At 71.2% G+C, this 25592-nt stretch carries 21 protein-coding genes; 14 read left to right on the top strand and 7 right to left on the bottom strand.

Going from position 1 to position 25592, the window contains the following annotated elements; all coding sequences use genetic code 11:
• Positions 1 to 14 precede the first annotated feature (14 nt).
• Complete coding sequence (locus tag Ari01nite_RS27430) at positions 15 to 1163, bottom strand: NADH-quinone oxidoreductase subunit D (protein WP_203785118.1); 1149 nt, start codon at positions 1161 to 1163, stop codon at positions 15 to 17.
• Positions 1157 to 2113, bottom strand: coding sequence for an SAM-dependent methyltransferase (locus Ari01nite_RS27425; RefSeq protein ID WP_203785117.1), 957 nt, complete (start codon positions 2111 to 2113; stop codon positions 1157 to 1159). Before Ari01nite_RS27425 ends, Ari01nite_RS27430 begins: the two co-directional genes overlap by 7 nt.
• A gap of 140 nt (positions 2114 to 2253) precedes the next feature.
• Here Ari01nite_RS27425 and Ari01nite_RS27420 point away from each other — a divergent pair, with 140 nt between their 5' ends.
• The 10 genes from Ari01nite_RS27420 to Ari01nite_RS27375 all read left to right on the top strand — a co-directional run bounded on the left by Ari01nite_RS27420 (position 2254) and on the right by Ari01nite_RS27375 (position 13708).
• Entirely contained in the window at positions 2254 to 3123 is an 870-nt protein-coding gene (locus Ari01nite_RS27420; protein ID WP_203785054.1) for a Rossmann-like and DUF2520 domain-containing protein, read from the top strand.
• Positions 3120 to 3953, top strand: coding sequence for a pantoate--beta-alanine ligase (gene panC / locus Ari01nite_RS27415; protein ID WP_203785053.1), 834 nt, complete (start codon positions 3120 to 3122; stop codon positions 3951 to 3953). The genes Ari01nite_RS27420 and panC overlap by 4 nt, the downstream gene beginning before the upstream one ends.
• Entirely contained in the window at positions 3953 to 4378 is a 426-nt protein-coding gene (gene panD, locus Ari01nite_RS27410; protein ID WP_203785052.1) for an aspartate 1-decarboxylase, read from the top strand. The genes panC and panD overlap by 1 nt, the downstream gene beginning before the upstream one ends.
• A gap of 93 nt (positions 4379 to 4471) precedes the next feature.
• The gene (locus Ari01nite_RS27405; RefSeq protein WP_203785051.1) at positions 4472 to 5392 is read left to right on the top strand and encodes a septum formation family protein; all 921 of its coding nucleotides are present in this window, start codon (positions 4472 to 4474) and stop codon (positions 5390 to 5392) included.
• A 61-nt stretch (positions 5393 to 5453) separates the two neighbouring features.
• A complete protein-coding gene (locus Ari01nite_RS27400; RefSeq protein ID WP_203785050.1) occupies positions 5454 to 7103 on the top strand; it encodes an L-aspartate oxidase in 1650 nt (549 codons plus the stop codon).
• A gap of 8 nt (positions 7104 to 7111) precedes the next feature.
• Positions 7112 to 7966 carry a carboxylating nicotinate-nucleotide diphosphorylase gene (nadC, locus tag Ari01nite_RS27395; RefSeq protein WP_203785116.1) on the top strand — a complete coding sequence of 285 codons (855 nt, stop codon included), beginning with the start codon at positions 7112 to 7114 and terminating at the stop codon, positions 7964 to 7966.
• 64 nt (positions 7967 to 8030) lie between these two features.
• Positions 8031 to 8789 (top strand): type III pantothenate kinase, encoded by a 759-nt coding sequence (locus Ari01nite_RS27390; protein WP_203785049.1) that lies wholly within the window; start codon positions 8031 to 8033, stop codon positions 8787 to 8789.
• A 70-nt stretch (positions 8790 to 8859) separates the two neighbouring features.
• A complete protein-coding gene (gene lysS, locus Ari01nite_RS27385) occupies positions 8860 to 10368 on the top strand; it encodes a lysine--tRNA ligase (RefSeq protein ID WP_203785048.1) in 1509 nt (502 codons plus the stop codon).
• Between the two features lie 89 nt (positions 10369 to 10457).
• The gene (locus tag Ari01nite_RS27380; RefSeq protein WP_203785047.1) at positions 10458 to 10814 is read left to right on the top strand and encodes a histone-like nucleoid-structuring protein Lsr2; all 357 of its coding nucleotides are present in this window, start codon (positions 10458 to 10460) and stop codon (positions 10812 to 10814) included.
• A gap of 371 nt (positions 10815 to 11185) precedes the next feature.
• The gene (locus Ari01nite_RS27375) at positions 11186 to 13708 is read left to right on the top strand and encodes an ATP-dependent Clp protease ATP-binding subunit (protein WP_203785046.1); all 2523 of its coding nucleotides are present in this window, start codon (positions 11186 to 11188) and stop codon (positions 13706 to 13708) included.
• Between the two features lie 68 nt (positions 13709 to 13776).
• Here Ari01nite_RS27375 and Ari01nite_RS27370 read toward each other — a convergent pair whose 3' ends face one another.
• The 3 genes from Ari01nite_RS27370 to Ari01nite_RS27360 all read right to left on the bottom strand — a co-directional run bounded on the left by Ari01nite_RS27370 (position 13777) and on the right by Ari01nite_RS27360 (position 18831).
• Positions 13777 to 15192, bottom strand: a complete 1416-nt coding sequence (locus Ari01nite_RS27370; protein ID WP_203785045.1) for a family 43 glycosylhydrolase — start codon at positions 15190 to 15192, stop codon at positions 13777 to 13779.
• A 12-nt stretch (positions 15193 to 15204) separates the two neighbouring features.
• The gene (locus Ari01nite_RS27365) at positions 15205 to 17751 is read right to left on the bottom strand and encodes an alpha-L-arabinofuranosidase family protein (protein ID WP_203785044.1); all 2547 of its coding nucleotides are present in this window, start codon (positions 17749 to 17751) and stop codon (positions 15205 to 15207) included.
• 198 nt (positions 17752 to 17949) lie between these two features.
• Positions 17950 to 18831, bottom strand: a complete 882-nt coding sequence (locus Ari01nite_RS27360) for an HhH-GPD family protein (RefSeq protein WP_203785043.1) — start codon at positions 18829 to 18831, stop codon at positions 17950 to 17952.
• A gap of 20 nt (positions 18832 to 18851) precedes the next feature.
• On the opposite strand from Ari01nite_RS27360, the gene Ari01nite_RS27355 reads away from it, so the two are divergent.
• The 4 genes from Ari01nite_RS27355 to Ari01nite_RS27340 all read left to right on the top strand — a co-directional run bounded on the left by Ari01nite_RS27355 (position 18852) and on the right by Ari01nite_RS27340 (position 22887).
• Positions 18852 to 19355: a glycine cleavage system transcriptional repressor gene (locus Ari01nite_RS27355; RefSeq protein ID WP_203785042.1), complete on the top strand. Its 504-nt coding sequence runs from the start codon at positions 18852 to 18854 to the stop codon at positions 19353 to 19355.
• On the top strand, positions 19352 to 19870 hold the full coding sequence (gene def, locus Ari01nite_RS27350) for a peptide deformylase (RefSeq protein ID WP_203785041.1): 519 nt from the start codon (positions 19352 to 19354) through the stop codon (positions 19868 to 19870). The genes Ari01nite_RS27355 and def overlap by 4 nt, the downstream gene beginning before the upstream one ends.
• 82 nt (positions 19871 to 19952) lie before the next feature.
• Positions 19953 to 20717: an adhesin gene (locus Ari01nite_RS27345; RefSeq protein WP_203785040.1), complete on the top strand. Its 765-nt coding sequence runs from the start codon at positions 19953 to 19955 to the stop codon at positions 20715 to 20717.
• 58 nt (positions 20718 to 20775) lie between these two features.
• Positions 20776 to 22887, top strand: a complete 2112-nt coding sequence (locus Ari01nite_RS27340) for an NACHT domain-containing protein (RefSeq protein ID WP_203785039.1) — start codon at positions 20776 to 20778, stop codon at positions 22885 to 22887.
• Here Ari01nite_RS27340 and disA read toward each other — a convergent pair.
• The gene (disA, locus tag Ari01nite_RS27335; RefSeq protein WP_203785038.1) at positions 22878 to 24062 is read right to left on the bottom strand and encodes a DNA integrity scanning diadenylate cyclase DisA; all 1185 of its coding nucleotides are present in this window, start codon (positions 24060 to 24062) and stop codon (positions 22878 to 22880) included. The genes Ari01nite_RS27340 and disA overlap by 10 nt on opposite strands.
• A gap of 83 nt (positions 24063 to 24145) precedes the next feature.
• Complete coding sequence (radA, locus tag Ari01nite_RS27330; RefSeq protein ID WP_203785037.1) at positions 24146 to 25564, bottom strand: DNA repair protein RadA; 1419 nt, start codon at positions 25562 to 25564, stop codon at positions 24146 to 24148.
• Between the last annotated feature and the right edge of the window lie 28 nt (positions 25565 to 25592).

The raw sequence follows: 25592 nt of genomic DNA, 5'->3' as shown, positions 1-25592 counted from the left end.
CAAGGCGCTGAACGCTACTTGTCGATGTCGCCGACCACGAAGAACATCGAGCCCAGGATCGCGATCAGGTCCGGCACCAGGCAGCCGGGCATCAGCGTGGCCAGGGCCTGCACGTTCGCGTAGGAGGCCGTGCGCAGCTTGAGCCGCCACGGGGTCTTCTCGCCCCGGGACACCAGGTAGTAGCCGTTGATGCCGAGCGGGTTCTCGGTCCAGGCGTACGTGTGACCCTCGGGCGCCTTGACCACCTTGGGCAGCCGCACGTTGACCGGGCCGCCGATGCGGTCCACCCGGTCCAGGCACTCGTCGGCCAGGTCGAGGGAGACATACACCTGGTCGAGCAGGACCTCGAACCTCGAGTGGCAGTCGCCGGCGGTCTTGGTGATCACCGGGACGTCCAGTTGGTCGTACGCCAGGTAGGGCTCGTCCCGCCGCAGGTCGATGTCGAGTCCGCTGGCCCGCGCCACCGGACCGGACGCGCCGTAGGCCGCGGCCTGGGCGGCGCTCAGCACCCCGACGCCGACCGTGCGGGCCAGGAAGATGTCGTTGTGCCGGATGACCTTGTCCAGGTCGGGCAGGCGGCGGCGGACCGTCTGGATCGCCTGCCGGGCGCGCTTCGTCCAGCCGGCGGGCACCTCCTCCTTGATGCCGCCGACCCGGTTGAACATGTAGTGCATCCGGCCGCCGGTGGCCTCCTCAAGCACCGCCTGGAGGGTTTCGCGCTCGCGGAACGCGTAGAACATCGGCGTGATCGCGCCGATCTCCAGCGGGTACGAGCCGAGGAACATCAGGTGGTTGAGCACCCGGTTCAGCTCGGCCAGCGCGGTGCGCAGCCAGGTGGCCCGCTCGGGCACCTCGATGCCCATGAGGCGCTCGACGGCCAGCGCGACGCCCAGTTCGTTGGCGAACGCGGACAGCCAGTCGTGCCGGTTGGCCAGCATGATGATCTGCCGGTAGTCGCGTACCTCGAAAAGCTTCTCGGCGCCCCGGTGCATATACCCGACGATGGGCTCGCACGCGACCACCCGCTCGCCGTCCAGCGTCAGCTTGAGCCGCAGCACGCCGTGCGTGGACGGGTGCTGGGGACCGATGTTCAGCACCATGTCGGCGGTGTCCAGGCCGGCACCGGTCCCTACGGTCATCTCTCGGAGAGCGTCGGTCACCAGAGCATGCTCCCACGTGCGTCTATCCCGATCGTGTGCAGCAGCCACCAGTGTCCGCCCAGGCCCGCGGGCTCGGTGAGTTCGGCGGCTGCCCCGGCCGCGGCCAGCCGTCGCACATAGCCGGCCGGATCACTGCGGGCCAGATCGATCGGTGGGCGCGCGCCGTCGACCCCCAGCGCTTTCAGCGCCTCACGCTGCCGGATCATCCGGTACGGGGCGCCGGCCGCGGCCGCGACCGCATCCATCGCCACGTGGGCCGTCACGTCGCAACTGCCGTCCGGCACCGGCACCACCTGCCGGCCGCCGCGATAACCGGTGAGCGTGCCGAACGCCGGGCGCTCGGTGCGCAGGTGGCCGTAGTCGACCGCGAGCGCGCCGCCGCGGCCGACCCGGCTCACCGCGTCGGCCCAGGCGGCGTCCCGCGGCCAGCCGATCTCGGCCCGGCCCGGCCCGGGCCACCAGCGGTGCAACCAGAACAGGTCGGCCGGGTCGACCAGGCCGCCCAGCTTCTCGGCACCGGTGGCCGGGTCGACCAGCACCCGGCGCAGGCGGCCGTGGTCGTCGGTGTCGGCCACGTCGAGCGGCACGTTGTCCAGCCACTCGGTGGCGATCAGCAGGCCGACGATCCGGTCCGGTAGCTCGCGTTGCCAGCCGATCCGCGGGTCCAGCCGGTGCGGTCGCGGCGCCACCTCGACGCCGGTGAGCCGGGCCCGCCCGGCGAGGTCGTCCGGCAGCAGCGCGCACAGCGTCGTCAACAGTTCGCCGCGTCCGGCACCTACGTCGACCAGGTCGAACGTCGTGGGCCGGCCGAGCGCGTCGTCGAACCGCTCAATCAGCCGCAGCAGCGCCCCGGCGAACAGCGGCGACGCGTGCACGCTGGTGCGGAAGTGCTCGGCCGGACCGCCGGGCTCGCGGACGAAGAAGCCGTCCGGGCCGTACAGCCCGGTGGTCATCGCGGCGCGCCACCCTGTCACTCCGACACCATAGGCCCGTCCGGTTGGTGCGGTTGTTCACAGGTTGTTGTCACGAGCGCGTTACGTCGACGCATACTGGCGCTCGACCGGTACCCCATCTCGAGGACTGGATCCACAACATGAGTGCACCGCCCCTGACCGTCGGCGTCGTCGGCGCGGGCCGGGTGGGCGCCGTTCTCGGTGCCGCCCTGGTCGCCGCCGGGCACCGGGTCGTGGCGACCGCCGCGGTGTCAGCTGCCTCCCGCGAGCGTGCTGCCCTCCTGCTGCCGGATGCCGCCGTCCGTCCCGCCGACGAGGTCGCCCGGCAGGCCACCGATCTGCTGTTGCTGGCCGTGCCGGACGACGCCCTCGCGAGCGTGGTGGCCGGGCTGGCCGCCACCGGCGCGCTGCACCCGGGCCAGGTGGTGGCGCACACCTCGGGCGCGCACGGGCTGGCCGTCCTGGGCGACGCCGACGTGAACGGCATGGCCCTGCACCCGGCGATGACCTTCACCGGCACCGCGGCCGACCTGGCCCGCCTGCCCGGCATGGCCTGGGGCGTCACGGCCCGCGACCGGGCGTTCGCCACCCGGCTGGTGGCCGACCTGGGCGGCGTTCCCGAGTGGGTGGCCGAGGACAGCCGGCCCGTCTATCACGCGGGCCTGGCGCACGGCGCCAACCACCTGGTGACCCTGGTGAACGAGGCCGCCGACCTGCTGCGCGCGGCCGGCGTGGACGACCCCGAGCGGGTGCTGCGCCCGCTGCTGACCGCCGCGCTCGACAACGCGCTGCGGCTCGGCGACGCGGCCCTGACCGGGCCGGTGTCCCGGGGCGACGCCGGCACGGTCGGCCGGCACCTCGACCGGATCCCGGCCGAGAGCCAGGCGGCCTACCTGGCGCTGGCCCGCCGCACCGCGGACCGCGCGATCGCCGCCGGCCGGCTGCGCCCACAGGACGCGGCCCCGCTGCTGGACGCCCTGGCCCGAGCCGCTGTAGGGAGCGCACTGTGACCGACGTAATCCACACCCGGGCCGAACTGGTCGCGGCGACCGCCGCGGCGCCCGACCAGGTGGCCGTGGTGATGACCATGGGTGCGCTGCACGAGGGGCACCGGCAGCTGATGCGCGCGGCCCGCGAACGGTCCGCGTTCGTGCTGGTCACCATCTTTGTGAACCCGTTGCAGTTCGGGCCGGGCGAGGACTTCGAGAAATATCCGCGGACGCTGGAGGCCGACCTGGAGGCGTGCCGGGCCGAGGGTGTGGCGGTGGTGTTCGCGCCGAGCCGCGCCGAGATGTATCCGGACGGCCCACCGCAGATCACGATGAACGCCGGACCGCTCGGCGAGATCCTCGAGGGCGCAAGCCGGCCCGGCCACTTCGCCGGCATGCTGACGGTGGTCGAGAAGCTGCTCCGGTTGACCCGGGCCGACGTCTCGTACTTCGGCGAGAAGGACTACCAGCAGCTCACCCTGATCCGCCGGATGGTCTTCGACCTGGAACTCGGCGTCGGGATCGCCGGGGTGCCGACCGTACGGGAACCCGATGGCCTGGCCCGGTCCAGCCGCAACCGGTACCTCTCGGCCGCCGAGCGGACGTCCGCGCTGGCCCTGTCCCGGGCGCTGCGCGAGGGCGCCGCGCACGACGATCCGGACGCGGTGCTGGCCACGGCCACCAAGATCCTCGAGGACGAGCCCGGCATCCGCGTCGACTACCTCGCCCTCACCGGCGCCGACCTGGGCCCGGTGCCGGCGAGCGGTCCGGCCCGGCTGCTGGTCGCCGCCCGGGTGGGTGGCACCCGGCTGATCGACAACGTGCCGGTCCGGCTGGGGAAGGGCCATTGATGCTGCGCACCATGCTGAAGTCGAAGATCCACCGGGCCACCGTGACCCAGGCCGACCTGCACTACGTCGGCTCGGTGACGGTGGATCTCGACCTGATGGACGCCGCCGACCTGCTGCCCGGCGAGCAGGTCGCGATCGTGGACGTGACCAACGGAGCCCGGCTGGAGACGTACGTGATCCCGGGTGAGCGGGGCAGCGGCGTGCTCGGCATCAACGGCGCGGCCGCCCACCTGGTGCATCCGGGCGACCTGGTCATCCTGATCTCCTACGGGCAGATGGACGACGCCGAGGCGCGCACCCACCGGCCGCGGGTCGTGCACGTGAACAGCCGCAACGAGATCGTCGACGTGGGCGCCGACCCGACCGCGGCGGCCGCCGGCACGGCCGGTGATCCGGTGCGCGGAGGACTGACCGTCGCCATGTAGATACCGCGGGTTTGCCGAATGCCCGGAACGCACCGGTTGATCGCCATATGATCGAAAAACCGGACATCGGCGGCCATGCGGAGGCAGTGTTACATGCGACACCGGCGAGGCGCCCGGCTGTCGGTCACGGCTGCCCTCGGCGCGGTGCTGCTGCTCGTCACCGGCTGCGGCACCCCCGGCGGGGTGGACGGCGATCTCACCAACGGCTGGGCGGTGATGGCGCCCGCCAACGGGTTCGAGCCGAACGCGGGGGCCTGCCACAGCTCCAACTTCAGCTCGGTGGGCGGCCGCAGCACGTACGAGGAAATCGACTGCAAGCTGCCGCACCGCACCGAGACGGTGTACGTCGGCACCTACGAGTCACCGGCCGCGGACGCCGACGAGCCCCCGCTGGACGGCTCGGCCGGCGCCAAGGCCGCGTACCAGGTCTGCGACGAGAAGACGACCGCCTACCTGGGCGCGCCGTGGCGGACCGCGCGGATCTGGATCGGCGTGACCCACCCGACCGCCGCGGCCTGGGCCGGCGGCGCCCGCTGGTTCCGCTGCGAGGCGGTCGAGGTCGCCTCGGTCGAGGACGACGGCGGCCTGGTGCAGCGCACCGGCAGCCTTCGCGACGCGCTCACCGGCGACGGCTCGAACCTGCTGCTCACCTGCTATGCCGTGACGCTGGACGGGTCCGGTGCGATCAACGGCATGCCGGCCGCCGCCTGCACCGCCAAGCACAACGCCGAGTTCGTCGGCATCTGGCAGGCCAAGGATCTCGAGTACCCGGCGAACGACGCGACCTGGGCCAAGTTCCACGACGGCTGCCGGGGGCTGGTGGCCGGCTACGCCGGCGTCCCGAACGACAAGGATTTGCAATTCCGCACCGGGGTGATCTCGCTGCCCGGCGACGACGACGTCTGGGCGCTGGGCGATTACGGGGTGCGCTGCTACCTCTGGCTGGACGGCGCCTCGCTCACCTCGACCCTCAAGGGCAAGGGCGCCAAGAGCCTGCCGGTCCAGTACAAGTAACGGCGACCACGAATGTCGGCCCCGCCGCACACCCGCCGGCCCGGCGGAGTGTACTGAGCAGATGTCACCTCTCGAGGCCGGCTTTCCGGAGCTGCCGCGCCGGCTCGCCGCCGCCGACCCGGGTTGGAGCGAGACCACCGACGTCCTGGTCGTCGGCTCCGGCATCGCCGGGCTGACCGCCGCGCTGCACCTGCGGGAGCAGGGCCTGCACGTCACGGTCGTCACCAAGGTCAACATCGACGACGGCTCGACCCGCTGGGCGCAGGGCGGGATCGCCGCTGTGCTCGATCCGCTGGACACGCCCCAGGCGCACGCGCACGACACCGAGATCGCCGGGGTCGGGCTGTGCGATCCGGTCGCGGTCCGGGTGCTGGTCGAGGAGGGCCCGGCCCGGGTGCGTGAGCTGATCCGGCGGGGCGCCGCGTTCGACCGGCATCCGGACGGCTCGCTCATGCTCACCCGCGAGGGCGGCCATCGCGCCGACCGCATCGTGCATGCGGGTGGTGACGCGACTGGCGCCGAGGTGCAACGTGCGCTGCATGAGGCGGTACGCCGGGACCCGTGGATCCGGCTGGTCGAGCACGCCCTGGTCCTCGACCTGCTGCGCAGCGCCGGCGGCCGGGCCTGCGGGCTGACCCTGCACGTGCTCGGCGAGGGTTCCGAGGACGGCGTCGGCGCCATCCTGTCCCGGGCCGTGGTGCTGGCCACCGGCGGGATGGGCCAGGTCTATTCGTCCACCACCAACCCGTCGGTGTCCACCGGCGACGGGGTGGCGCTGGCCCTGCGCGCCGGCGCGACCGTGACCGACGTCGAGTTCGTGCAGTTCCACCCCACCTCCTTCATGAGCGCCGCGGTGACCTCCGTGCAGCGTCCGCTGATCTCCGAGGCGCTCCGCGGCGAGGGCGCCCACCTGGTCGACGAGGCCGGCAAGCGGTTCATGGTGGGCCAGCACGAGCTGGCCGAGCTGGCGCCGCGCGACGTGGTGGCCAAGGGCATCCACCGGGTGCTCCGGGCCACCGGCGCCGACCACGTCTATCTGGACACCCGGCACCTCGGCGCCGAGTTCCTGGAGCACCGGTTCCCGACCATCGTGGCTTCCACCCGCGCGGCCGGCGTCGACCCGGCCACCGACCTGATCCCGGTGGCGCCCGCGGCCCACTACGCGTCCGGCGGGGTCCGCACCGACCTGGCCGGCCGCACCAGCATCCCCGGCCTGTACGCCTGCGGCGAGGTGGCCTGCACCGGCGTGCACGGCGCCAACCGGCTGGCCAGCAACTCGCTGCTGGAGGGCCTGGTGTTCGCCAAGCGGATCGCCGACGACATCGCCCGCGACCTGCCCGGCCAGGCCGACCCGGTGTCGCCGGTGGCCGGGCCGGCCTGGGTGGCCGACCCGGAGGTGCGGCCCGACCTGCAGCGGGCGATGACCCGCGGGGCCGGCGTGCTGCGCTCGGCCGGATCGCTCGACACCGCGGCCGCCGAGCTGTCCCGGCTGGCCGGCCGGCGGGCCACCCCGCGCAACGCGGCCTGGGAGGCGACCAACCTGCTGACCGTGGCCGCGGCCCTGGTGGCCGCGGCGCAGACCCGGCGCGAGACCCGCGGCTGCCACTGGCGCGAGGATCACCCCACCGCCGCCGACGAGTGGCGCGGCCACCTGCTCCACGGCCTCGACCGCGCGGGCCGGCTGTCGCAGCGTTTTGAGGAGATGGCGTGACTGACCGGCTGAGTCCTGATCTGGACCTCGACGAGGTGCAGCGGATCGTCTACACCGCGCTGGGTGAGGACCTGGGTGACCCGCCGCGCGACGTGACCAGCGCGGCCACCATCCCGGTCGGGCAGCAGGACACCGCCGAGCTGGTGGCCCGGGCCGACGGTGTGGTGGCCGGGCTGCCGGTGGCGGCCGAGGTCTTCGCGGCCGTCTCGGCCGGTGCGGTGACCTTCGAGGCGCGGGTGGCCGAGGGCGACCGGGTGCGGCGCGGCGACGTGCTGGCCGTGGTCAGCGGGCCGACCCGGGCGCTGCTCACCGCCGAGCGCACCGCGCTCAACCTGCTCTGCCGGATGTCCGGGGTGGCGACGCACACCCGGCGCTGGGCCGACGCGCTGGCCGGCACCAAGGCCACCGTGCTGGACACCCGCAAGACCACGCCGGGCCTGCGGGCGCTGGAAAAGTACGCGGTCCGGGCCGGCGGCGGCACCAACAAGCGGATGGGCCTCTACGACGTCGCGATGATCAAGGACAACCACAAGCTGGCGGCCGGCAGCATCGCGGCCGCGTTCCGGCTGGTTCGCGAGCGCTTCCCGGACGTGCCGGTGCAGGTCGAGGTCACCACGCTGGCCGAGGCTGAGGAGGCGGTCGAGGCCGGCGCCACCTTCCTGCTCTGCGACAACATGGCACCGGAGCGGCTGCGCGAGGTGGTCGTGGCGGTGGGCGACCGGGTCGAGCTGGAGGCCACCGGCAATCTCACCCTCCAGACCGTCGAGGCGTACGCGGCCACCGGGGTCGACTACCTGTCCGTGGGCGGCCTGACCCACTCCTCACCGATCCTCGACATCGCACTGGATCTGCGTCCCCGATAACCGCCCGGACCGGGTGGACTGCAACCATGGAAGCAGTCGTCGCGCGTACGATATGAGGCTTTTGATGTTGCTTTGTATTGATATCGGTAATACGAACACTGTGCTGGCCACCTTCGACGGCGACAAACTCGTCCACAACTGGCGGGTGAAGACCGATGCCCGGTCGACCGCGGACGAGCTGGGGCTGATGTTCCGCGGGCTGCTGGCCGGCGACGCCGTGGAGGTGACCGGCGTGGCGGCCTGCTCGACCGTGCCGGCCGCGCTGCGCAGCCTGCGCACCATGCTGGCCCGCTACTACGGCTCGCTGCCCAATGTGGTGGTCGAACCGGGCGTCAAGACCGGGGTCCAGCTGGCCATCGACAACCCCAAGGAGGTCGGCGCCGACCGGGTGGTCAACACGCTCGCGGCGCACGCGCTCTACGGCGGCCCGTCGATCGTGGTCGACTTCGGCACCACCACCAACTTCGACGTGATCAGCGCGCGCGGCGAGTTCCTCGGTGGTGCGTTCGCGCCGGGCATCGAGATCTCGTTCGACGCGCTCGCCGCCCGCGCCGCCCAGCTGCGCAAGGTCGAGCCGGCCCAGCCGCGCTCGGTGATCGGCAAGAACACCGTGGAGTGCCTGCAGGCCGGCATGTACTACGGCTTCGCCGGTCAGGTGGACCGGATCGTCGAGCGGATGATCGAGGAGCTCGGCGAGGTGCGGGCGGTGATCGCCACCGGTGGGCTGGCCTGGCTGGTCAAGGACGAGTGCCGCACGATCACCGCGCACGAGCCGATGATCACGCTGATCGGGCTCCGGATGGTATATGAGCGGAACGTCTGAGCTGTCCCCAGTACGCTTTCCCCTCGTCCGTCCCACCCATTTCGTCCGCTTACCCACAGAGAGTCGTGCCGTGACCGAGCAGAATGCGCCCGTGACCGATCCCGCCGAGGACCTACCCGAGCAGATGCGGGTCCGCCGGTCCAAGCGGGAGCGGCTGCTGGCCGGGGGAGTCTCGCCCTACCCGGTCCAGGTGCCCCGCACCGCGACGCTCAAGGAGCTCCGGGAGAAGTACGCGGAGCTGCCCACCGACACCGCCAGCGGCGACCAGGTCTCGATCACCGGCCGGGTGATCTTCATCCGCAACGGCGGCAAGCTCTGTTTCGCCACCCTGCGCGACGGCGACGGCACCGAACTGCAGGCCATGCTCTCCCTCGACAAGGTGGGCGAGCAGGCGCTGTCCGACTGGAAGCAGCTGGTCGACCTGGGTGACCTGGTCGGCATCACCGGCGAGGTGATCACCAGCCGCCGGGGCGAGCTGTCGGTGCTGGCCGGCACCTGGGTGATGAGCGCCAAGGCGCTGCGCCCGCTGCCGGTGGCGCACAAGCCGCTCTCCGAGGAGACCCGGGTCCGGCAGCGCTATGTCGATCTGATCGTGCGTCCGGCGGCGCGCGACAACGTGCGCACCCGGGCCACCGTGGTACGCAGTCTGCGCGAGTCGCTGTTCCGCCGGAATTATCTCGAGGTGGAAACGCCAATGTTGCAGTTGCTGCACGGCGGCGCCACGGCTCGGCCGTTTGTGACGCACAGCAACGCACTCGATACTGATCTTTATCTACGCATCGCGCCGGAACTCTTTTTGAAGCGGTGCGTCGTCGGCGGCATCGACCGGGTCTTCGAGATCAACCGAAACTTCCGCAATGAAGGTATGGACTCGAGTCACTCCCCGGAGTTCGCGATGCTCGAGGCCTACCAGGCGTACGCGGACTACAACGTGATGCAACAGCAGACTCGCGAGTGGATTCAGGAGGCCGCCTTCGCAGTCGCCGGATCACACGTGGTGACGCACCACGACGGCACCGAGTTGGATCTCGGTGGCGAGTGGGCGTCGGTCACCCTGTTCGGTTCACTCTCGGCGGCGCTCGGCGAAGAAGTCACGGTGGCCACCGATCGGTCGCAACTTCTGCGGTACGCGGAAAAGCAGGACCTTTCCGTCGACCCGAAGTGGAGCGCCGGCAAGCTGGCCGAGGAGCTGTTCGAGCACCTGGTGGTGCACACCCTCCAGGCACCCACATTTGTGCGGGATTATCCCGAAGAGACGGCTCCGCTGACCCGGGCGCACCGGGAAACTCCGGGCCTGACCGAGAAGTGGGACCTGTACGTCCTGGGTTTCGAACTGGGCACCGCGTATTCCGAGTTGGTCGATCCCGTGGTGCAGCGCGAACGGCTCGTCGCGCAGTCGCTGCTGGCCGCCGGCGGCGATGCCGAGGCCATGCAGCTGGACGAGGATTTCCTGCGGGCCATGGAGTACGGAATGCCGCCCAGCGGCGGGATGGGAATGGGAATCGACCGCCTGTTGATGGCCCTCACCGGCCTCGGCATTCGGGAAACGATCCTGTTCCCCTTGGTTCGGCCCGAGTAATGTTCTACCCGCCATTGACGGATACTGCGCCTGTGGAGTTATTGTCTTGACCGTTGCGGGAGAACCTGTGCTCGGGAGGATAGCGGCGCGTGGCCAAGCAGATCATTCACAAACTGGTCGATGACCTGGACGGCGGTGACGCCGAGGAGACCGTCAAGTTCGCGCTCGACGGCATTCAGTACGAGATCGACCTGTCCGACAAGAACGCCGCGAAATTGCGGGAGGTGTTCGCCCCATACGTCACCGCCGGCTCGAAGGTCGCTCGCGGTGGTGTGGTGGTCGGCGGCCGTGCAGCGCGCGGCCGCGGTGGGGCGACCGCCGACCGGGAGCAGAACAAGGCCATCCGGGAGTGGGCCAAGAAGTCCGGCAAGGACATCTCCGACCGGGGCCGGATCCCCCAGGAGATCGTGGACGAGTTCCACGCCAAGGGCCCCGGCCGGGGCTGAGTCACACGCGTACCCCCTGCAAGGCCCGTCGCGCGCTGCGCGGCGGGCCTTGCGGCTTTTCGCTCGGTCTTCGCGGGTGTTGCGTACCGTTGGAGTTATCCACAGGTGTGGACGAGGTTGTCCACAGGCTGTGGATGTGACGTCTGGGGATTTCGCTGTCCGCGTACACGTTCGGGTAGGGGAACAGCCGCTGAGCGTGCGAAGTTGGCTAAATCAACGTTGCGGACGGTTTCGGGGGGACGGGAGGACCCAGCAGAGCCACCCAGCGGCGATAGAGTTACAGCACGGGCATCACCGATGCCCGTGCCGGACCAACAGGGTTTGGGGCCCCGCCAGTTCATTGGCGCACGGCACGTGAGGAGCACGAGGGCATGTTCGAGCGGTTCACCGACCGAGCGCGACGGGTTGTCGTCCTGGCCCAAGAAGAGGCCCGGATGCTCAACCACAACTACATCGGGACCGAGCACATCCTGCTCGGCCTGATCCACGAGGGCGAGGGCGTCGCCGCCAAGGCTCTGGAGAGCCTGGGCATCTCCCTCGAGGGAGTCCGGCAACAGGTCGAGGAGATCATCGGCCAGGGTCAGCAGGCACCGAGCGGGCACATCCCGTTCACGCCCCGGGCAAAAAAGGTGCTGGAGCTGTCGCTGCGCGAGGCGCTGCAGCTCGGGCACAACTACATCGGCACCGAGCACATCCTGCTCGGCCTGATCCGCGAGGGTGAGGGCGTCGCCGCCCAGGTGCTGGTCAAGCTCGGCGCCGACCTCAACCGGGTCCGCCAGCAGGTCATCCAGCTGCTCTCCGGCTACCAGGGCAAGGAACCGGCCGCAGCCGGTGCGGCGGCGGGCGAGGCCGCGCCGTCGACGTCCCTGGTGCTCGACCAGTTCGGGCGCAACCTGACCCAGGCCGCCCGGGAGGGCAAGCTCGACCCGGTCATCGGCCGGGAAAAGGAAATCGAGCGGGTCATGCAGGTGCTGTCCCGCCGCACCAAGAACAACCCGGTGCTCATCGGCGAGCCCGGCGTCGGTAAGACCGCCGTGGTCGAGGGCCTGTCCCAGTCGATCGTCAAGGGCGAGGTGCCCGAGACGCTCAAGGACAAGCAGCTCTACACGCTCGACCTGGGCGCGCTGGTGGCCGGCTCCCGGTACCGCGGTGACTTCGAGGAGCGCCTCAAGAAGGTGCTCAAGGAGATCCGCACCCGGGGCGACATCATCCTGTTCATCGACGAGATCCACACCCTGGTGGGTGCGGGTGCCGCCGAGGGCGCGATCGACGCGGCGAGCATCCTCAAGCCGATGCTGGCCCGTGGCGAGCTGCAGACCATCGGCGCCACCACGCTCGACGAATACCGCAAGCACCTGGAGAAGGACGCCGCCCTGGAGCGTCGTTTCCAGCCCATCCAGGTGGGTGAGCCGTCGCTGGCGCACACCATCGAGATCCTCAAGGGCCTCCGGGACCGCTACGAGGCACACCACCGGATCAGCATCACGGACGCCGCCCTGGTGGCCGCCGCGACGCTGGCCGACCGGTACATCTCGGACCGCTTCCTGCCGGACAAGGCGATCGACCTGATCGACGAGGCCGGCGCCCGGATGCGCATCCGCCGGATGACCGCGCCGCCGGACCTGCGTGACTTCGACGAGCGCATCGCCCAGGTGCGCCGCGACAAGGAGTCCGCGATCGACGCGCAGGACTTCGAGCGGGCCGCCCAGCTGCGGGACAAGGAAAAGCAGCTGCTCGGCCAGAAGGCGCAGCGGGAAAAGGAGTGGAAGGCCGGCGACCTGGACGTGGTGTCCGAGGTCGACGACGAGCAGATCGCCGAGGTGCTGGGCAACTGGACCGGCATCCCGGTCTACAAGCTCACCGAGGAGGAGACCTCGCGGCTGCTGCGCATGGAGGATGAGCTGCACAAGCGGGTCATCGGCCAGGAGGACGCGGTCAAGGCGGTCTCCAAGGCGATCCGGCGCACCCGGGCCGGCCTCAAGGACCCCAAGCGGCCGTCCGGCTCGTTCATCTTCGCCGGCCCGTCCGGCGTCGGTAAGACCGAGCTCTCCAAGGCGCTCGCCGAGTTCCTGTTCGGCTCCGAGGACGCCCTGATCCAGCTGGACATGTCCGAGTTCCACGACCGGTACACGGTGTCCCGCCTGGTCGGTGCGCCTCCCGGCTACGTCGGTTACGACGAGGGCGGCCAGCTCACCGAAAAGGTGCGCCGCAAGCCGTTCTCGGTGGTCCTGTTCGACGAGATCGAGAAGGCCCACCCGGACGTCTTCAACACGCTGCTCCAGATCCTGGAGGACGGCCGGCTGACCGACGGTCAGGGCCGCATCGTGGACTTCAAGAACACGGTGATCATCCTGACCACCAACCTCGGCACCCGCGACGTTGCCAAGGCGGTGTCCCTGGGCTTCCAGGCCTCGGAAGACACCGAGAGCAACTACGACCGGATGAAGGTCAAGGTCAACGACGAGCTGAAGCAGCACTTCCGCCCGGAGTTCCTCAACCGTATCGACGACACGATCGTCTTCCACCAGCTCCGGCAGGAGGAGATTCTCCAGATCGTCGACATCTTCGTGGCCCGGATCGAGACCCAGCTCAAGAACAAGGACATGGGCCTCGAGCTGACCGCCAGCGCCAAGAAGTACCTCGGTAAGAAGGGCTTCGACCCGGTGCTGGGTGCCCGGCCGCTGCGCCGGACCATCCAGCGCGACCTCGAGGACACCCTCTCCGAGCAGATCCTCTTCAACGAGCTGCGCCCCGGCCAGATCGTGGTGGTGGACTGCGAGGGCGACCCGGAGAACATCGAGAAGTCCAAGCTCACGTTCCGCGGCGCCGACCGCGGTGTCTCGGTCCCGGACGCCGTTCCGGCCGACCTGGGCGCCTCGACCGCCGAGGAGTAGGACACCAAACAGAACGGCCCGGCTGCTCAGCAGCCGGGCCGTTCCGTGTTCCAGGTCAGAGCACGGGGTCAGTCGAGCTTGAACGCGGTGCCCGAACTGGCCAGCGTGATCGCGTTGCCGGAGACGCGCAGGAAGCGCCCGTCCTCGGCCTTGATCTTGATGGTGTTGCGGTCGGCGACCCGGCGGAACGCGGTGCCGGCCGGGTCCAGCCGGACCAGGTTGCCGTCCACCTTGAGGAAGCGGTCCGGGTGGTCGACCGAGCGGATGACCTCGGTGCCGTCCTCCCGGGCCTCGAACCGGAACTGGGTCGGGGCCAGGTCGTACGGGGCCTTCTCCAGCACGATCACGCCGTCCGCGTTGTGCCGGACGAAGTGGTGGCGCCGGTCCGCCGGGGTGAGCCGGACGATCGGGCCGCCGTCGCCCACCGGCACGCCGAACAGCGGCGTGCCGTCCGGGTGCCAGTACAGCTTCTGCACCCGGGTGTGCCGGTTCGGGTCGTACAGCGGGTCGCCGGTGATGTCCCGGTAGTCGCGGGCGTGGTAGACCAGCACGTCGGTCACCCCGTCCTCGGCCACCGTGAACGAGTTGTGTCCCGGCCCGAACCGCTTGGTGGCCTCGTTCGTCACGAAGATCGGGTCGGGCGTCTTGACCCAGGAGTCCCGGTCCAGCAGGTCGGCGTCCGCGTCCGCGGTGAGCAGACCCATGCAGTAGCGGGCGTCGGTGGCGCTGGCCGAGAAGACCAGGAACACCCGGCCGTTGCGGATCAGCACGGCCGCGCCCTCGTTCACCCGGAAGCCCTGGATCTCCCAGTTCTTGGTGGGTGTGGTGATCCGGGTCGGCTTGCTGGCCAGCGTCCACGGGTTCGCCATCCGGGCGATGTAGAGGCTGGTGTTGACGGCGATCTCCGGCTCGCTCTGCGCCCACACGAGGTAGCGCTTGCCGCGGTGCGCGAACGTGGTGGCGTCCAGGGTGAAGCCGTCCCACTCGGTGGCCAGCTTGCCCTTGAGCGTCCAGCCGGCCGGGTCCCGGGGGTCGGCCAGCGCGGACTCCAGCACGTACGTGCGGATCCGGAACACGTCGTCCGAGTCGCCGGCCGCGAAGTAGATGTACCAGCGGCCGTCGATCCGGTGCAGCTCGGGCGCCCAGATGTGGCCGGCCATGGTGCCGGTGGCCGGCCGGCGCCAGATCACCGTCTCCTCGGCGTCGGTCAGGCCGGCGAGCGTGGACGCGCCGCGCACCACGAGCCGGTCGTACTCCGGCACCGAGCCGGTGAAGTAGTACATCCCGTTGGTGCGGGGCGTGATGAACGGGTCGGCCCGCTGGCTGACCAGCGGCTGGACGGTCGGGACGCCGTAGACCTCGGCGTCCGTCTCGAGCGCGGCCGCCTCGGCGGAACCCGCGGCGGCGAGCCCGGCGACACCCGCTCCCGCGGCCACCCCGAGAGTGCCGCGCAGCAGTAGGCGCCTGCTAATCGCGTAGCTCATGGAACTCGTCTCCTATCGGGTGGTCTTGATGCGCAGGAACGTGACCGAGTTCGCCGGGAACTCGCGGGTGAAGGTGGATCCGATGCCGTTGACCGTGCTGGTCACCGGCTGGATCGGCTCGGCCGAGCGGGTGTTCTGCTCGCCCGGGTCGCCGGCCAGGACGGTCATCCGGGCCGTGCGAGCCACCTTGAGGCCGCCCAGGTCGATCCTGGTGAGGGCGGCGCTGTCCTGCGCGTTGACCACCTTGACGATCACCTCGCCGGCCCGGTTGTCCCGGGTGACGACGTGCGCGAACGGCTCGGGCACCTGGTTGTCGTCGAAGCCGCCCCAGACCTCGCCGTCGCGGATCAGGGTGACCTTCGTGCCGCGTACCTCGATCTTGAGGTTGTAGGTCTGCCCGGTGACCACGGTGTCCGGCCTGGTGAGCAGCTGCTCCTTGGCGTCGGCACTGCCGGTCGCCTTCTCGACGGCACCCTGCGTGTTGTTCCAACCGCCCAGGTTCCACCAGTACCAGCTGTTCGAGTCCTTGATCCCGAACGGGATCAGGAAGCCCTCGGCGCCCGCGGTCTTGGTGGCCTTGAGCGTGATGTCGTAGTCGGTGGCGGTGATGTTCGTGGCCGCGGCCACCATCGTGTTCGTCGCGGCGGCGTCGGTCTGCACGTAGGCGCCGTCCTGTACCGCCCAGGTGCCGCGGTTGGACAGCGTGGACCAGCCGTCGGCGTTCCCGTCGCTGAAGTCGTCCGAGAACAGCACGGTGCCGTCGGTCCCGGTGACCTGGAGGTCGTCGTAGCGGGCCGCGGTGGCCCAGGTGGACAGGCCGACCCGTCCGGTGATCGGCTGCGGCTGGAGGATCGAGCCGCCGGTGGCCTTGCTCGGGATCACCCGGTCGCCGACGTTGTTCATGAACAGCTTCTGCATCTGGTAGCTGGTCGAACCCCACGACTCGTCGTTGTCGAACCAGATCATGTCCGGCCGCCACTGCACGTTGTCGATGTTCGCGAGCAGCGGCGCGTACGAGGCCATCTTCACCACGTCGGCGTTGCGCTCCAGGCCGGTCATGTAGGCGGCCTCGGACAGCGAGTTGAAGAACTTGGCGTCCTGCGACGCGTACTCACCCAGGAAGACCTCCGGACCGGTGCGGTCGTAGGCGTCGTACCGGGCGTTGTTCTTGAGGAACCAACTCGGGCTGTTGTAGTAGTGCTCGTCGACCATCTCGGTGCCGAACGCCTTGTTCTTGGCCCACAGGTTGTCGAACGTGACGCCGGTGTCGTCCGGCCCGGAGTTGCTGATCACCGTGATGTTCGGGTACTTCGCCTTGATCGCGGCGTGGAACTGGGTGAAGGCCGCCCAGTACTCCTCGGGCAGGTTCTCCTCGTTGCCGACGCCGACCATGGTGAGGCCGAACGGCTTCGGGTGGCCCATCTGCGCGCGCAGCTTGCCCCAGGTCGAGGTGACCGGCCCGTTGGCGAACTCGATCAGGTCGAGGGTGTCCTGGATGTGCCGCTGGAGCAGCGCCGGGTCGTTGGTGGCGCGGTTCTGGCCGCAGCCGGTGACCATGGCCGGCACGACCGGCAGCGGGGCGGCGCCGATGTCCTCGGAGAACTGGAAGTACTCGAAGTAGCCGAGGCCGTAGGTCTGGTTGTAACCCCAGAAGTTGGCGTTCGTGGCCCGCGTCTCGACCGGACCGACGGTGTCCTTCCACTGGTACGAGCGGGCCCGCGGGAAGTTCGAGGCCTCGTCGTACGCGTAGTGGCTGCCGGTGTTGACCAGGCAGCCGCCCGGGAACCGGACGAAGCCGGGGCGCAGCGCCGCGATCTTCTCGGCCAGGTCGACCCGCAGGCCGTTGGGCCGGTTCTTGTACGTCTTGGGGAACAGCGACACCTCATCGAGGCGAACCGTGCCGGTGCCCTCGGCCAGCACCGAGAGGCGGCCGGCGTCGCTGGTCGTGGTGGCGCGCAGCCTGCCCGCGTACCTGGTCCAGGTGTTGTTCTTGACGTTGATCCGGATCGGCGTGGCCAGCTGGGTTCCGTCGGCGAGGTGCAGCGAGACGGCGAGCTTGGTGCCGGCGGCCGCGTCGGTGCGCGCCCAGATCGAGAAGTCGTACGTGTCGCCCTTGCGCAGCGCGAAACCGCTGTTGTAGCCGGCGTTCGTCACGCCGTACGCGCCGCCGGCCGGGTTGGTGAGCCCGAGCTGGAGGTAGGTGCGGTTGCGCTCGTTGAGGCGCTCGGCGTCGCCGACCGTGGTGGCGGTGCCGGCGCCGGAGGCGGCGGCGACCGGGGTCCAGGCGGTCAGCCCGGTGTAGGTCCTGTTGTCCGCGGCCTGGAATTCGAACGAGCGGTTGCGGACCAGCTCGGCGTACAGGCCACCGTCGGCGGCCCAGTTGATGTCCTCGAAGAAGACGCCGTACATCGCGTCGTCGATGGTGGCGCCCTGGGCGGCGGGGTTCACCGTGATCGTGTAGTCGGGTGTTGCCGCGGCGGCGGCCGGTGGAGCAACGGCCAGCGGGAGCGCCGCCAGCGCTGCGGTCACACCGGCGAGCCGGGTGCGAAGTCGGGGCATGACGGGAGATCCTCCGAAAAGCCTGTTTACGTCAACAGCGGTGAAGCCGCCCGGGAGCTTGGTACGGGCGGTCAGTTTTGGAAAATTTGCTGCTGAACGCCGTCTTTCGTCCTGCCGAGGCTCCTGACGGCGATCGATGTGAACGTTCACCATAGCCGTAACGCATCGGTAATGTCAGTGGCTGGTAGGCGCTTTCCTTCAGAGGCTCGGGCCGTCGCCGGCCAGTACGAAGTCGTTCGCACCGAGCGGCTCGACCAGACCGTCGTCGACCAGCCCGGCCAGTGCCCGGGCACGCTGCACCTCGTCCGGCCAGACCAGGTCGAGGCGCTGCCGGGGCACCGGGGCGGTGGCGTGCCGCAGCACCTCCAGCAGCAGGCCGCGCACCTGCCGGTCGGTGCCGGCGTAGCGCTGTGGCTTGCGGCTCGGTCCGGCCGGCAGGTCCTGGCCGGTGCGGCGCCAGGCGCAGACCTCCTCGAACGGGCAGATCGTGCAGCGCGGCGCGCGGGCGGTGCAGACGATCGCGCCGAGTTCCATGAACGCGATGCTGGCCCGGGCCGCCCGGGCATCCTCCGGCGGCAGCAACTCGGCCATCGCGGTCAGGTCGGCGGAGGTGGTGGCCGGGCCGGCGTCCGGTTTGCCCTGCACGGCGCGGCACACCACCCGGCGGACGTTGGTGTCGACCACCGGGTGCCGCTGCCCGTACGCGAACGTGGCCACCGCCCGCCCGGTGTACGTGCCCACGCCCGGCAGTGCCAGCAACTGCACCAGGTCGTCCGGCACCACGCCGCCGTGCCGCTCCACAATCGCCACCGCGCACGCGTGCAGCCGCATGGCCCGGCGCGGGTAGCCGAGCCGGCCCCACATCCGGATCGCCTCCGAGGGCGGGTCGTCGGCCAGGGCGGCCGGCGTGGGCCAGCGAGCCATCCAGGAATGCCAGGCGGGCTCCACCCGGACCACCGGGGTCTGCTGGAGCATCACCTCGCTCACCAGCACGCCCCAGGCGCTCGTGGTGGGCTGCCGCCAGGGGAGGTCGCGGGCATTTTGGTCGTACCAGGCGATGGCGTCGTCGGCAAAAGTCATAGAGGACTTACTGTAGGCGGGTGCACGAGCTAGCCATCACCGTCATCGGTCCGGACCGGACCGGCATCGTCGCCGACGTCTCCGAGGCGCTCGCCGGCGTCGGCGCCAACCTCACCGACTCGACGATGACCCGCCTCCGCGGCCATTTCACGATGACCCTGATCTGCACCGGGCCGACCGCCGAGGAGGCCTCGTCGGCGCTGGAGTCGCTGGCCGACGTGGTCACCGAGGTACGCAGGATCGAACCCGAGGCCGATGCGGCCACCAGCGGCGAACCCTTCCTGGTCAGCGTGCACGGCGCCGACCGGCTCGGGATCGTGGCCGCGGTGACCCGGGTGGTGGCCGGCTCCGGCGGCAACATCACCGACCTCAGCACCCGCCTCACCGGGCCGCTCTACGTGCTGATCGCCGAGGTCGACCTGCCGGTAGGTGCCGCCGACGAACTGGCCGAGCGGCTTGCCGTGGCCGCCGCCGAGCTGGGCGTCGAGGTGACGCTCCGGCGCGCCGAGTCGGAGATCCTGTGACGTCTCCGGAGGGACGCGTCCTGCCGGTCGTGACCGCGCCGGCCGCCGTGCTCAGCGCCGTCGGCGACGAGGTCGACCCGACCGCGCCCGAGATCGTCCAGCTGGCCGCCGACCTGGTGGCCACCATGAAGGTCTCGCCCGGCTGCGTGGGTCTGGCCGCTCCGCAGGTCGGGATCGGGGTGCAGGTCTTCGCGGTGGACGTCACCGGGCACCCCAAGGCGGTCACCACGCACGGCACCTTCGTGCTCTGCAACGCCAAGATCGTCGAGGCCAGCCGCTGGAAGGCCGGCCGGGAGGGCTGCATGTCCGTCCCCGACCTGACCGGCGACGTGAAGCGGGCCGGCCGGGTGGTGGTCGAGGCCGTGCTGCCCGGTTCGGGCGACCCGATCACGGTGACCACCGACGCGTTCGAGGCCCGGGCGCTCCAGCACGAGATCGACCACTGTGCCGGCAAATTGTTCCTCGACCGGGTCGCCGGAGCACATGCGATCTACCAGCGCAAGGTCTATCTCTAACGACTGATAAGCGAGTCGGTGTCGCATAACCGGCGCGTCGCAACCATGGCCCACGCCTGTCCGGGTTTACGGTGGCCCCATCATGCGAACGACGGTTGGTCCCCTTCCTTCCGCCGTCTACTGGCGGCGTCGTGCGGTCGTGCTGGGCGCGGTCCTGCTCGGCATCATCGTGCTGTTCGTGTCCTGCTCCGGCGACGACAAAGACGGTCAGCGCGGTACGGGCGCCCCGGCGTCGAAATATCCCACCCCGGCGCCGGACGACAGCGCGCCGGAGACCGAGCCCTCCTTCCTGGACGGGATCCCGGGCGGCAACAACGGCCCGTCCCTGCCCGCGCCCGGCGACGTGTCGCCGAACGGCGGCGCGGACGACGGTGACGCCCCGCCGACCCTGCCCGGAAGTGGCAACGGGACCGGCACCGGCCAGAACTCGAATGTGACCGCCCAGGCCGAGGGTGCCTGCGCCGACCAGGAGATGTCCGTGGTGCCCAGCGCCGCGTCCCGGTCCGTCAAGCGCGGGGCCACCCTGGAACTGACCCTGACCGTCAAGAACGTCGGCACCCGCACCTGTTCGCGTGACGTGGGTGCCGGCCCGCAGGAGCTCTACCTCGACCAGGGCGCCCGCAAGTACTGGTCGTCCGACACCTGCAGCACCGACAAGAGCAGCGACGTACGCCAGTTCAACCCGGGCGACCAGCGGATCTACAAGATCACCTGGAACGGCCGCCAGTCCAGCAGCTGCTCCGGCAACCAGGCGTCCGGCCCCAACCCGCCACCCGGCCAGTTCGAACTGCGGGCCCGGCTCGGCACCAAGGTGAGCGACCCGATCGCGCTGGCCATCGCCTCCTGACTGGTCGCGGCGCTCGAGCCCTCTCTCGACGTAATTGACCGGTCCCTATCATGGCCGGATGCTCACCGGGATTGACGAGATCGACTGGGCGTCCTACCAGGGCGCATACGGCCCGGCCACCGAGGCACCGGACATCCTCCGGGCGATGGCCGACCGCGATCCGGAGACCGCGGCCGGGGGCATGTTCGACTTCGGCTCGTCGCTGTGGCATCAGGGCACCGTCTTTCCGGTGACGGTCGCGGTGGTGCCGTTCCTGGTCGAGCTGGCCACCACCCGCAGCGTGCACGACCGCCACCACGTGCTGCGCATCCTGGGCGCGATCAGCGACCCGGCGGAGAGCGACGGTCCCGATCAGCCCGCCGTCCGTGCGGCGGTGGCCGCGCATGCCGACCGGTTGCTGCCGCTGCTGTCCGACAAGCAGGTGGAGGTACGCGAGGCAGCCGCGTACACGATTGCGCAGTGCGGCGGCGACCCCGGTGACCGGCTGCGTCAGCGCTGGACGGCCGAACGGAACCCGCAGGTCCGCGCCTCGCTGCTGATGGCGATCGTGCACCAGGAGACCGGTGGCGCCGCCGACCTGCTGCGTGAGGCGGCGCTGAGCCAGCCGTTCCCGGTGCCGGTGGCGGCCGCGCTGGCCGCCGCCCGGGCCGGCCTGCCGCTCGCCCCCGAGACGCTGCCGCCGATCGCCGCCGCCTTCGCCCACAAGGACGAGTGGGATACCGCGTGGAGCGACGGTGAGGTGCTCACCGAGGTGCTCGAACTGGTCGACGACGAGACCGCGGCCGCGCTGGTGCAACGGCCGGCACCGGCCCGGCGCCGCTGGTGGCAGCGTTCCCGCCCGGACGAGTCGCCGGAGGCGCGGGCCCGGTCGGCGTTCGCGATGGAGGAACGGTTCCGCACCCGGCGCTCCGCGCCGGAGAAGCTGATGCCCCGGCTGCGCGAGCTGCTGACCGATCCCGATGCGGAGGTACGCGACGCGGCCGCCGGCGCCGCCGCGAACGCCGGCCGGGCCGCGGCCGCGGTGGCCGACGAGTTGGCAACGCTGGCCCTCGGCGATCTGACCGAGCACCGCGGCGCCGCCCAGAGCGCGCTGAACACCCTGGTCCGGCTCCGCGATCCGCGCTGGCGCGAGCCGCTGCTGGCCGCCTGGGACGCCGGTCGGGAGGTGTCGGCGAGCGGGCTGCTCCCGACGTATCCGATCCCGTTCGATCCGGAGGTGTTCGCGGCGGCCCGGCGGCGGCTGACCGCGCTGCTGGCCGCCCGGCAGACCGGCAATCCGGTGATTCGCACGATCAACGTGCTGCGGATCTGGGAGCCGGAGGTGGCGGACGCCCTGCCCGAGCTGATCGCGGCGCTGCCCGCGGCGCCGTGGGTGACCACGCAGGTGCTCGGCAGCCTCGGCCCGGCCGCGGCCGACGCCCTGCCCGTGCTGAGGGTGGCCGCCCGCGACGGGATTCCGATGCCGTTCGACGGGGTGACCAGGGTGCGGCCGGCGCACGCGCTGTGGCGGATCTCCGGCGACCCGGAACCTCTGGTGGTGGCGGCCAACCTGATGCTGAACGGCCCGCTGGCCGGCCGGCACTGGGAGCTCGGCCTGATCGCCGAGGCCGGCCCGGCCATGGCGCCGCTGGTGCCCCGGCTGACCGACATCCTGACCGGCAGAGCGGCGGACACGTTCCCGGATCGCGTCGCCCAGGTGGCGGCCGCTCGCGTGGTGTGGCGGGCAACCGGCGAGGTGCTCCCGATCCTGGCGGACGTGCTGCGGGCTGGCGACAACCCGGTGCGGGAAGCCGCCGCCCTGGCCGCCGAGATCGCCGCGGTCACCCCCGGCTGGCTCGGCGACCTGGCACCGCCGCTGCGTGCGGCGCTCCGCGGCGAATGGGGCCGGGTGAGCGCCGCCCGGGCCCTGTGGCTCCTCGGCACCGACCCGGCCGACCTGGTGCGGCCGCTGCTGGCGGCGATCGACGACGGGTGGGGCGACGACGGCGGGGTGGCGCTGCTGGTGGAGATGGACGCCCGCGGCGCCGCTGCGGGCCTGCGCCGGCTCGCCGACCGGGACGAACGCGTGGTCCGCCACGGCGAGGAGCAGGAACCGGCCTGGCGCGACGAGCGGCTCCGCGACGAGCTGCGCGCCGCCGCGGCGACGCTGTCCCCGGCGGCTCAGACGTAGCGTTCGAGGATCGAGGCCTCGGCCAGCCGGCTGAGGCCCTCGCGGACCCCGCGGGCCCGGGCGTCGCCGACGCCGTCGACCGCCTGCAGATCTTCGACCGTGGCGCCGAGCAGGCGCTGGAGGCTGCCGAAGTGGTCGACCAGGCGGTCGACGATCGGCGCCGGCAGGCGTGGGACCTTGGCCAGCAGGCGGAAGCCGCGCGGGGAGACGGCGGCGTCCAGCGCGTCGGAGGCGCCGTGATAGCCGATGGCCTTGGCCACCGCCACCAGGTCGATCATCTCGGTGGCGGTGAGCAGGTCGAGCTCGACCAGCGCCTCGTCGAGCGTGCGGGCCTTGCGGCCGATCGGCAGGTAGTCGCGGATGACCAGGGTGCGGTCGGCGTCGACGCCGGCCATCAGCTCGTCGAGCTGGAGGGCCAGCAGTCGGCCGTCGGTGCCCAACTCGACCACGTAGCCGGAGATCTCGTCGGCGATGCGGCGGACCATCTCGAGGCGCTGCACCACCGCCACGGCGTCGCGGACCGTCACCAGATCCTCGATCTCGAGCGCCGAGAGGGTGCCGGAGACCTCGTCGAGGCGCAGCTTGTAGCGCTCGAGGGTGGCCAGCGCCTGGTTGGCCCGGGACAGGATGGCGGCCGAGTCGTCGAGGACGTGGCGCTGACCGTTCACATACAGCCCGATGATGCGCATCGACTGGCTCACCGAGATGACCGGGAAGCCGGACTGCTTGGCGACCCGCTCGGCGGTGCGGTGCCGGGTGCCGGACTCCTCGGACGGGATCGACGGGTCGGGCATCAGGTGGACCGCGGCCCGGACGATGCGGGTGCCGTCGCTGGAGAGCACCACGGCGCCGTCCATCTTGCACAGCTCGCGCAGCCGGGTCGCGGAGAACTCGACGTCGAGCGGGAAGCCGCCGGTGCAGATGCTCTCGACCACCGTGTCGTGGCCCAGCACGATGAGGGCGCCGGTGCGGCCGCGCAGGATGCGCTCCAGGCCGTCCCGCAGGGCCGTGCCCGGAGCCATCAGCGCGAGGTTGGCACGCAGCGGATCGCCGCTCACGCCGCCGCCGGAGAGGCCGGGGCTGGCCGGCGCCGCACGATGCACCGCACCGTTGACGCCGGGGCGCGGCGTCGGTGCGGCGGCGGCAGGTTTGGAACCATCGCGGTCGAGCGGCACCTGGACATTCTACGGACTGCCATCCAGGTCAACGAGGCGTGGTTCGATGAATGCTCCGTAGCGTGATGAAACGTCACCGATTGTCACCGTGATCCGTGCTCCGCGGAGGCGCGCGCGGCCGCCTGCAGGGCGGAGCGGAGATCGCCCACCTCCTGCACCTGCATCCCCTTGGGTGCCGCGCCGTCCGATCCGCAGCCGGGCGGCACCAGCGCCACCCGGAAGCCCAGCCGGCCCGCCTCGGCCAGCCGCCGGCCGATGGCGCCGACCCGGCGGATCTCGCCGGTCAGGCCCACCTCGCCGATCGCCACCAGGTGCGGGGCCATGGCCAGGTCGAGGCCGCCGGACGCGACCGCGAGCGCCATGGCCAGGTCGGCCGAGGGCTCGACCAGCCGGATGCCGCCGACCGTGGCGGCGAAGACCTCGCGGTTGTAGAGCTTGAGCTGCTTGGTGCGGCGTTCGAGCACGGCCAGCACCATGGCCAGCCGGGCGCTGTCGAGGCCCGACACGGTGCGTCGCGGCGAGCCCTGCACCTCGGCGCCGATCAGCGCCTGCACCTCGGTGACCAGCGCCCGCCGGCCCTCCATGGCGACCGTGACGCAGGTGCCCGGCACCGGTTCCTGATAGCGGGTGAGAAACAGGCCGGACGGGTCGGCCAGGCTGGCGATGCCGCCCTCGTGCATCTCGAAGCAGCCCACCTCGTCGGCGGCGCCGAAGCGATTTTTGACGCCGCGCACCAGCCGCAGCGAGGAGTGCTTGTCGCCCTCGAAGTGCAGCACCACGTCGACCAGGTGTTCGAGCACGCGCGGGCCGGCCACCTGGCCGTCCTTGGTGACGTGGCCGACCAGGACGGTGGCGATGCCGCGCTCCTTGGCGACCCCGACCAGCGCCGCGGTGACCGCGCGCACCTGGGTGACGCCGCCCGGCACGCCCTCGGTGCCGGGGGCCGAGATGGTCTGCACCGAGTCGAGCACCAGCAGGCCGGGCTTGACCGCGTCGAGGTGGCCCAGGACGGCGCCCAGGTCGCTCTCGGACGCCAGGAACAGCCGCTCGTGCAGGGCACCGAGCCGCTCGGCCCGCAACCGCACCTGGCTCACCGACTCTTCCCCGCTGACCACGAGCGACGGCGAGCCGGCGCCGGCCGCCCACTGCTGGGCGACGTCGAGCAGCAGTGTGGACTTGCCCACACCGGGCTCACCGGCCAGCAGTACCACGGCACCCGGCACCAGGCCGCCGCCGAGCACCCGGTCGAGTTCGCTGACGTTGGTGGGCACGGCCTTGGCGGGTGCGGCGCTGATCGTCGCGATCGGGCGGGCCGGTTCGGCCGGCATGCGCGAGCTGACCACGCGTCCGGCGCCCAGCGGACTGCTCACCGTGGACTCGATCACCGAGCCCCACTCGCCGCAGTCCGGGCACCGGCCGAGCCATTTCGGCGGCTGGTGCCCGCAGGCGTCGCAGACGTACGTCGGCCGGGCAGCCTTGGCGGCCGTGCGGGAGTTTGTCACCGGGGCAGGCTAGCCCGCGGGTACGACA

Origin of the sequence: Paractinoplanes rishiriensis (assembly GCF_016862375.1) — a bacterium.
Lineage (GTDB): Bacteria > Actinomycetota > Actinomycetes > Mycobacteriales > Micromonosporaceae > Actinoplanes > Actinoplanes rishiriensis.
This window is presented reverse-complemented; position numbering and strand designations above follow the sequence as displayed.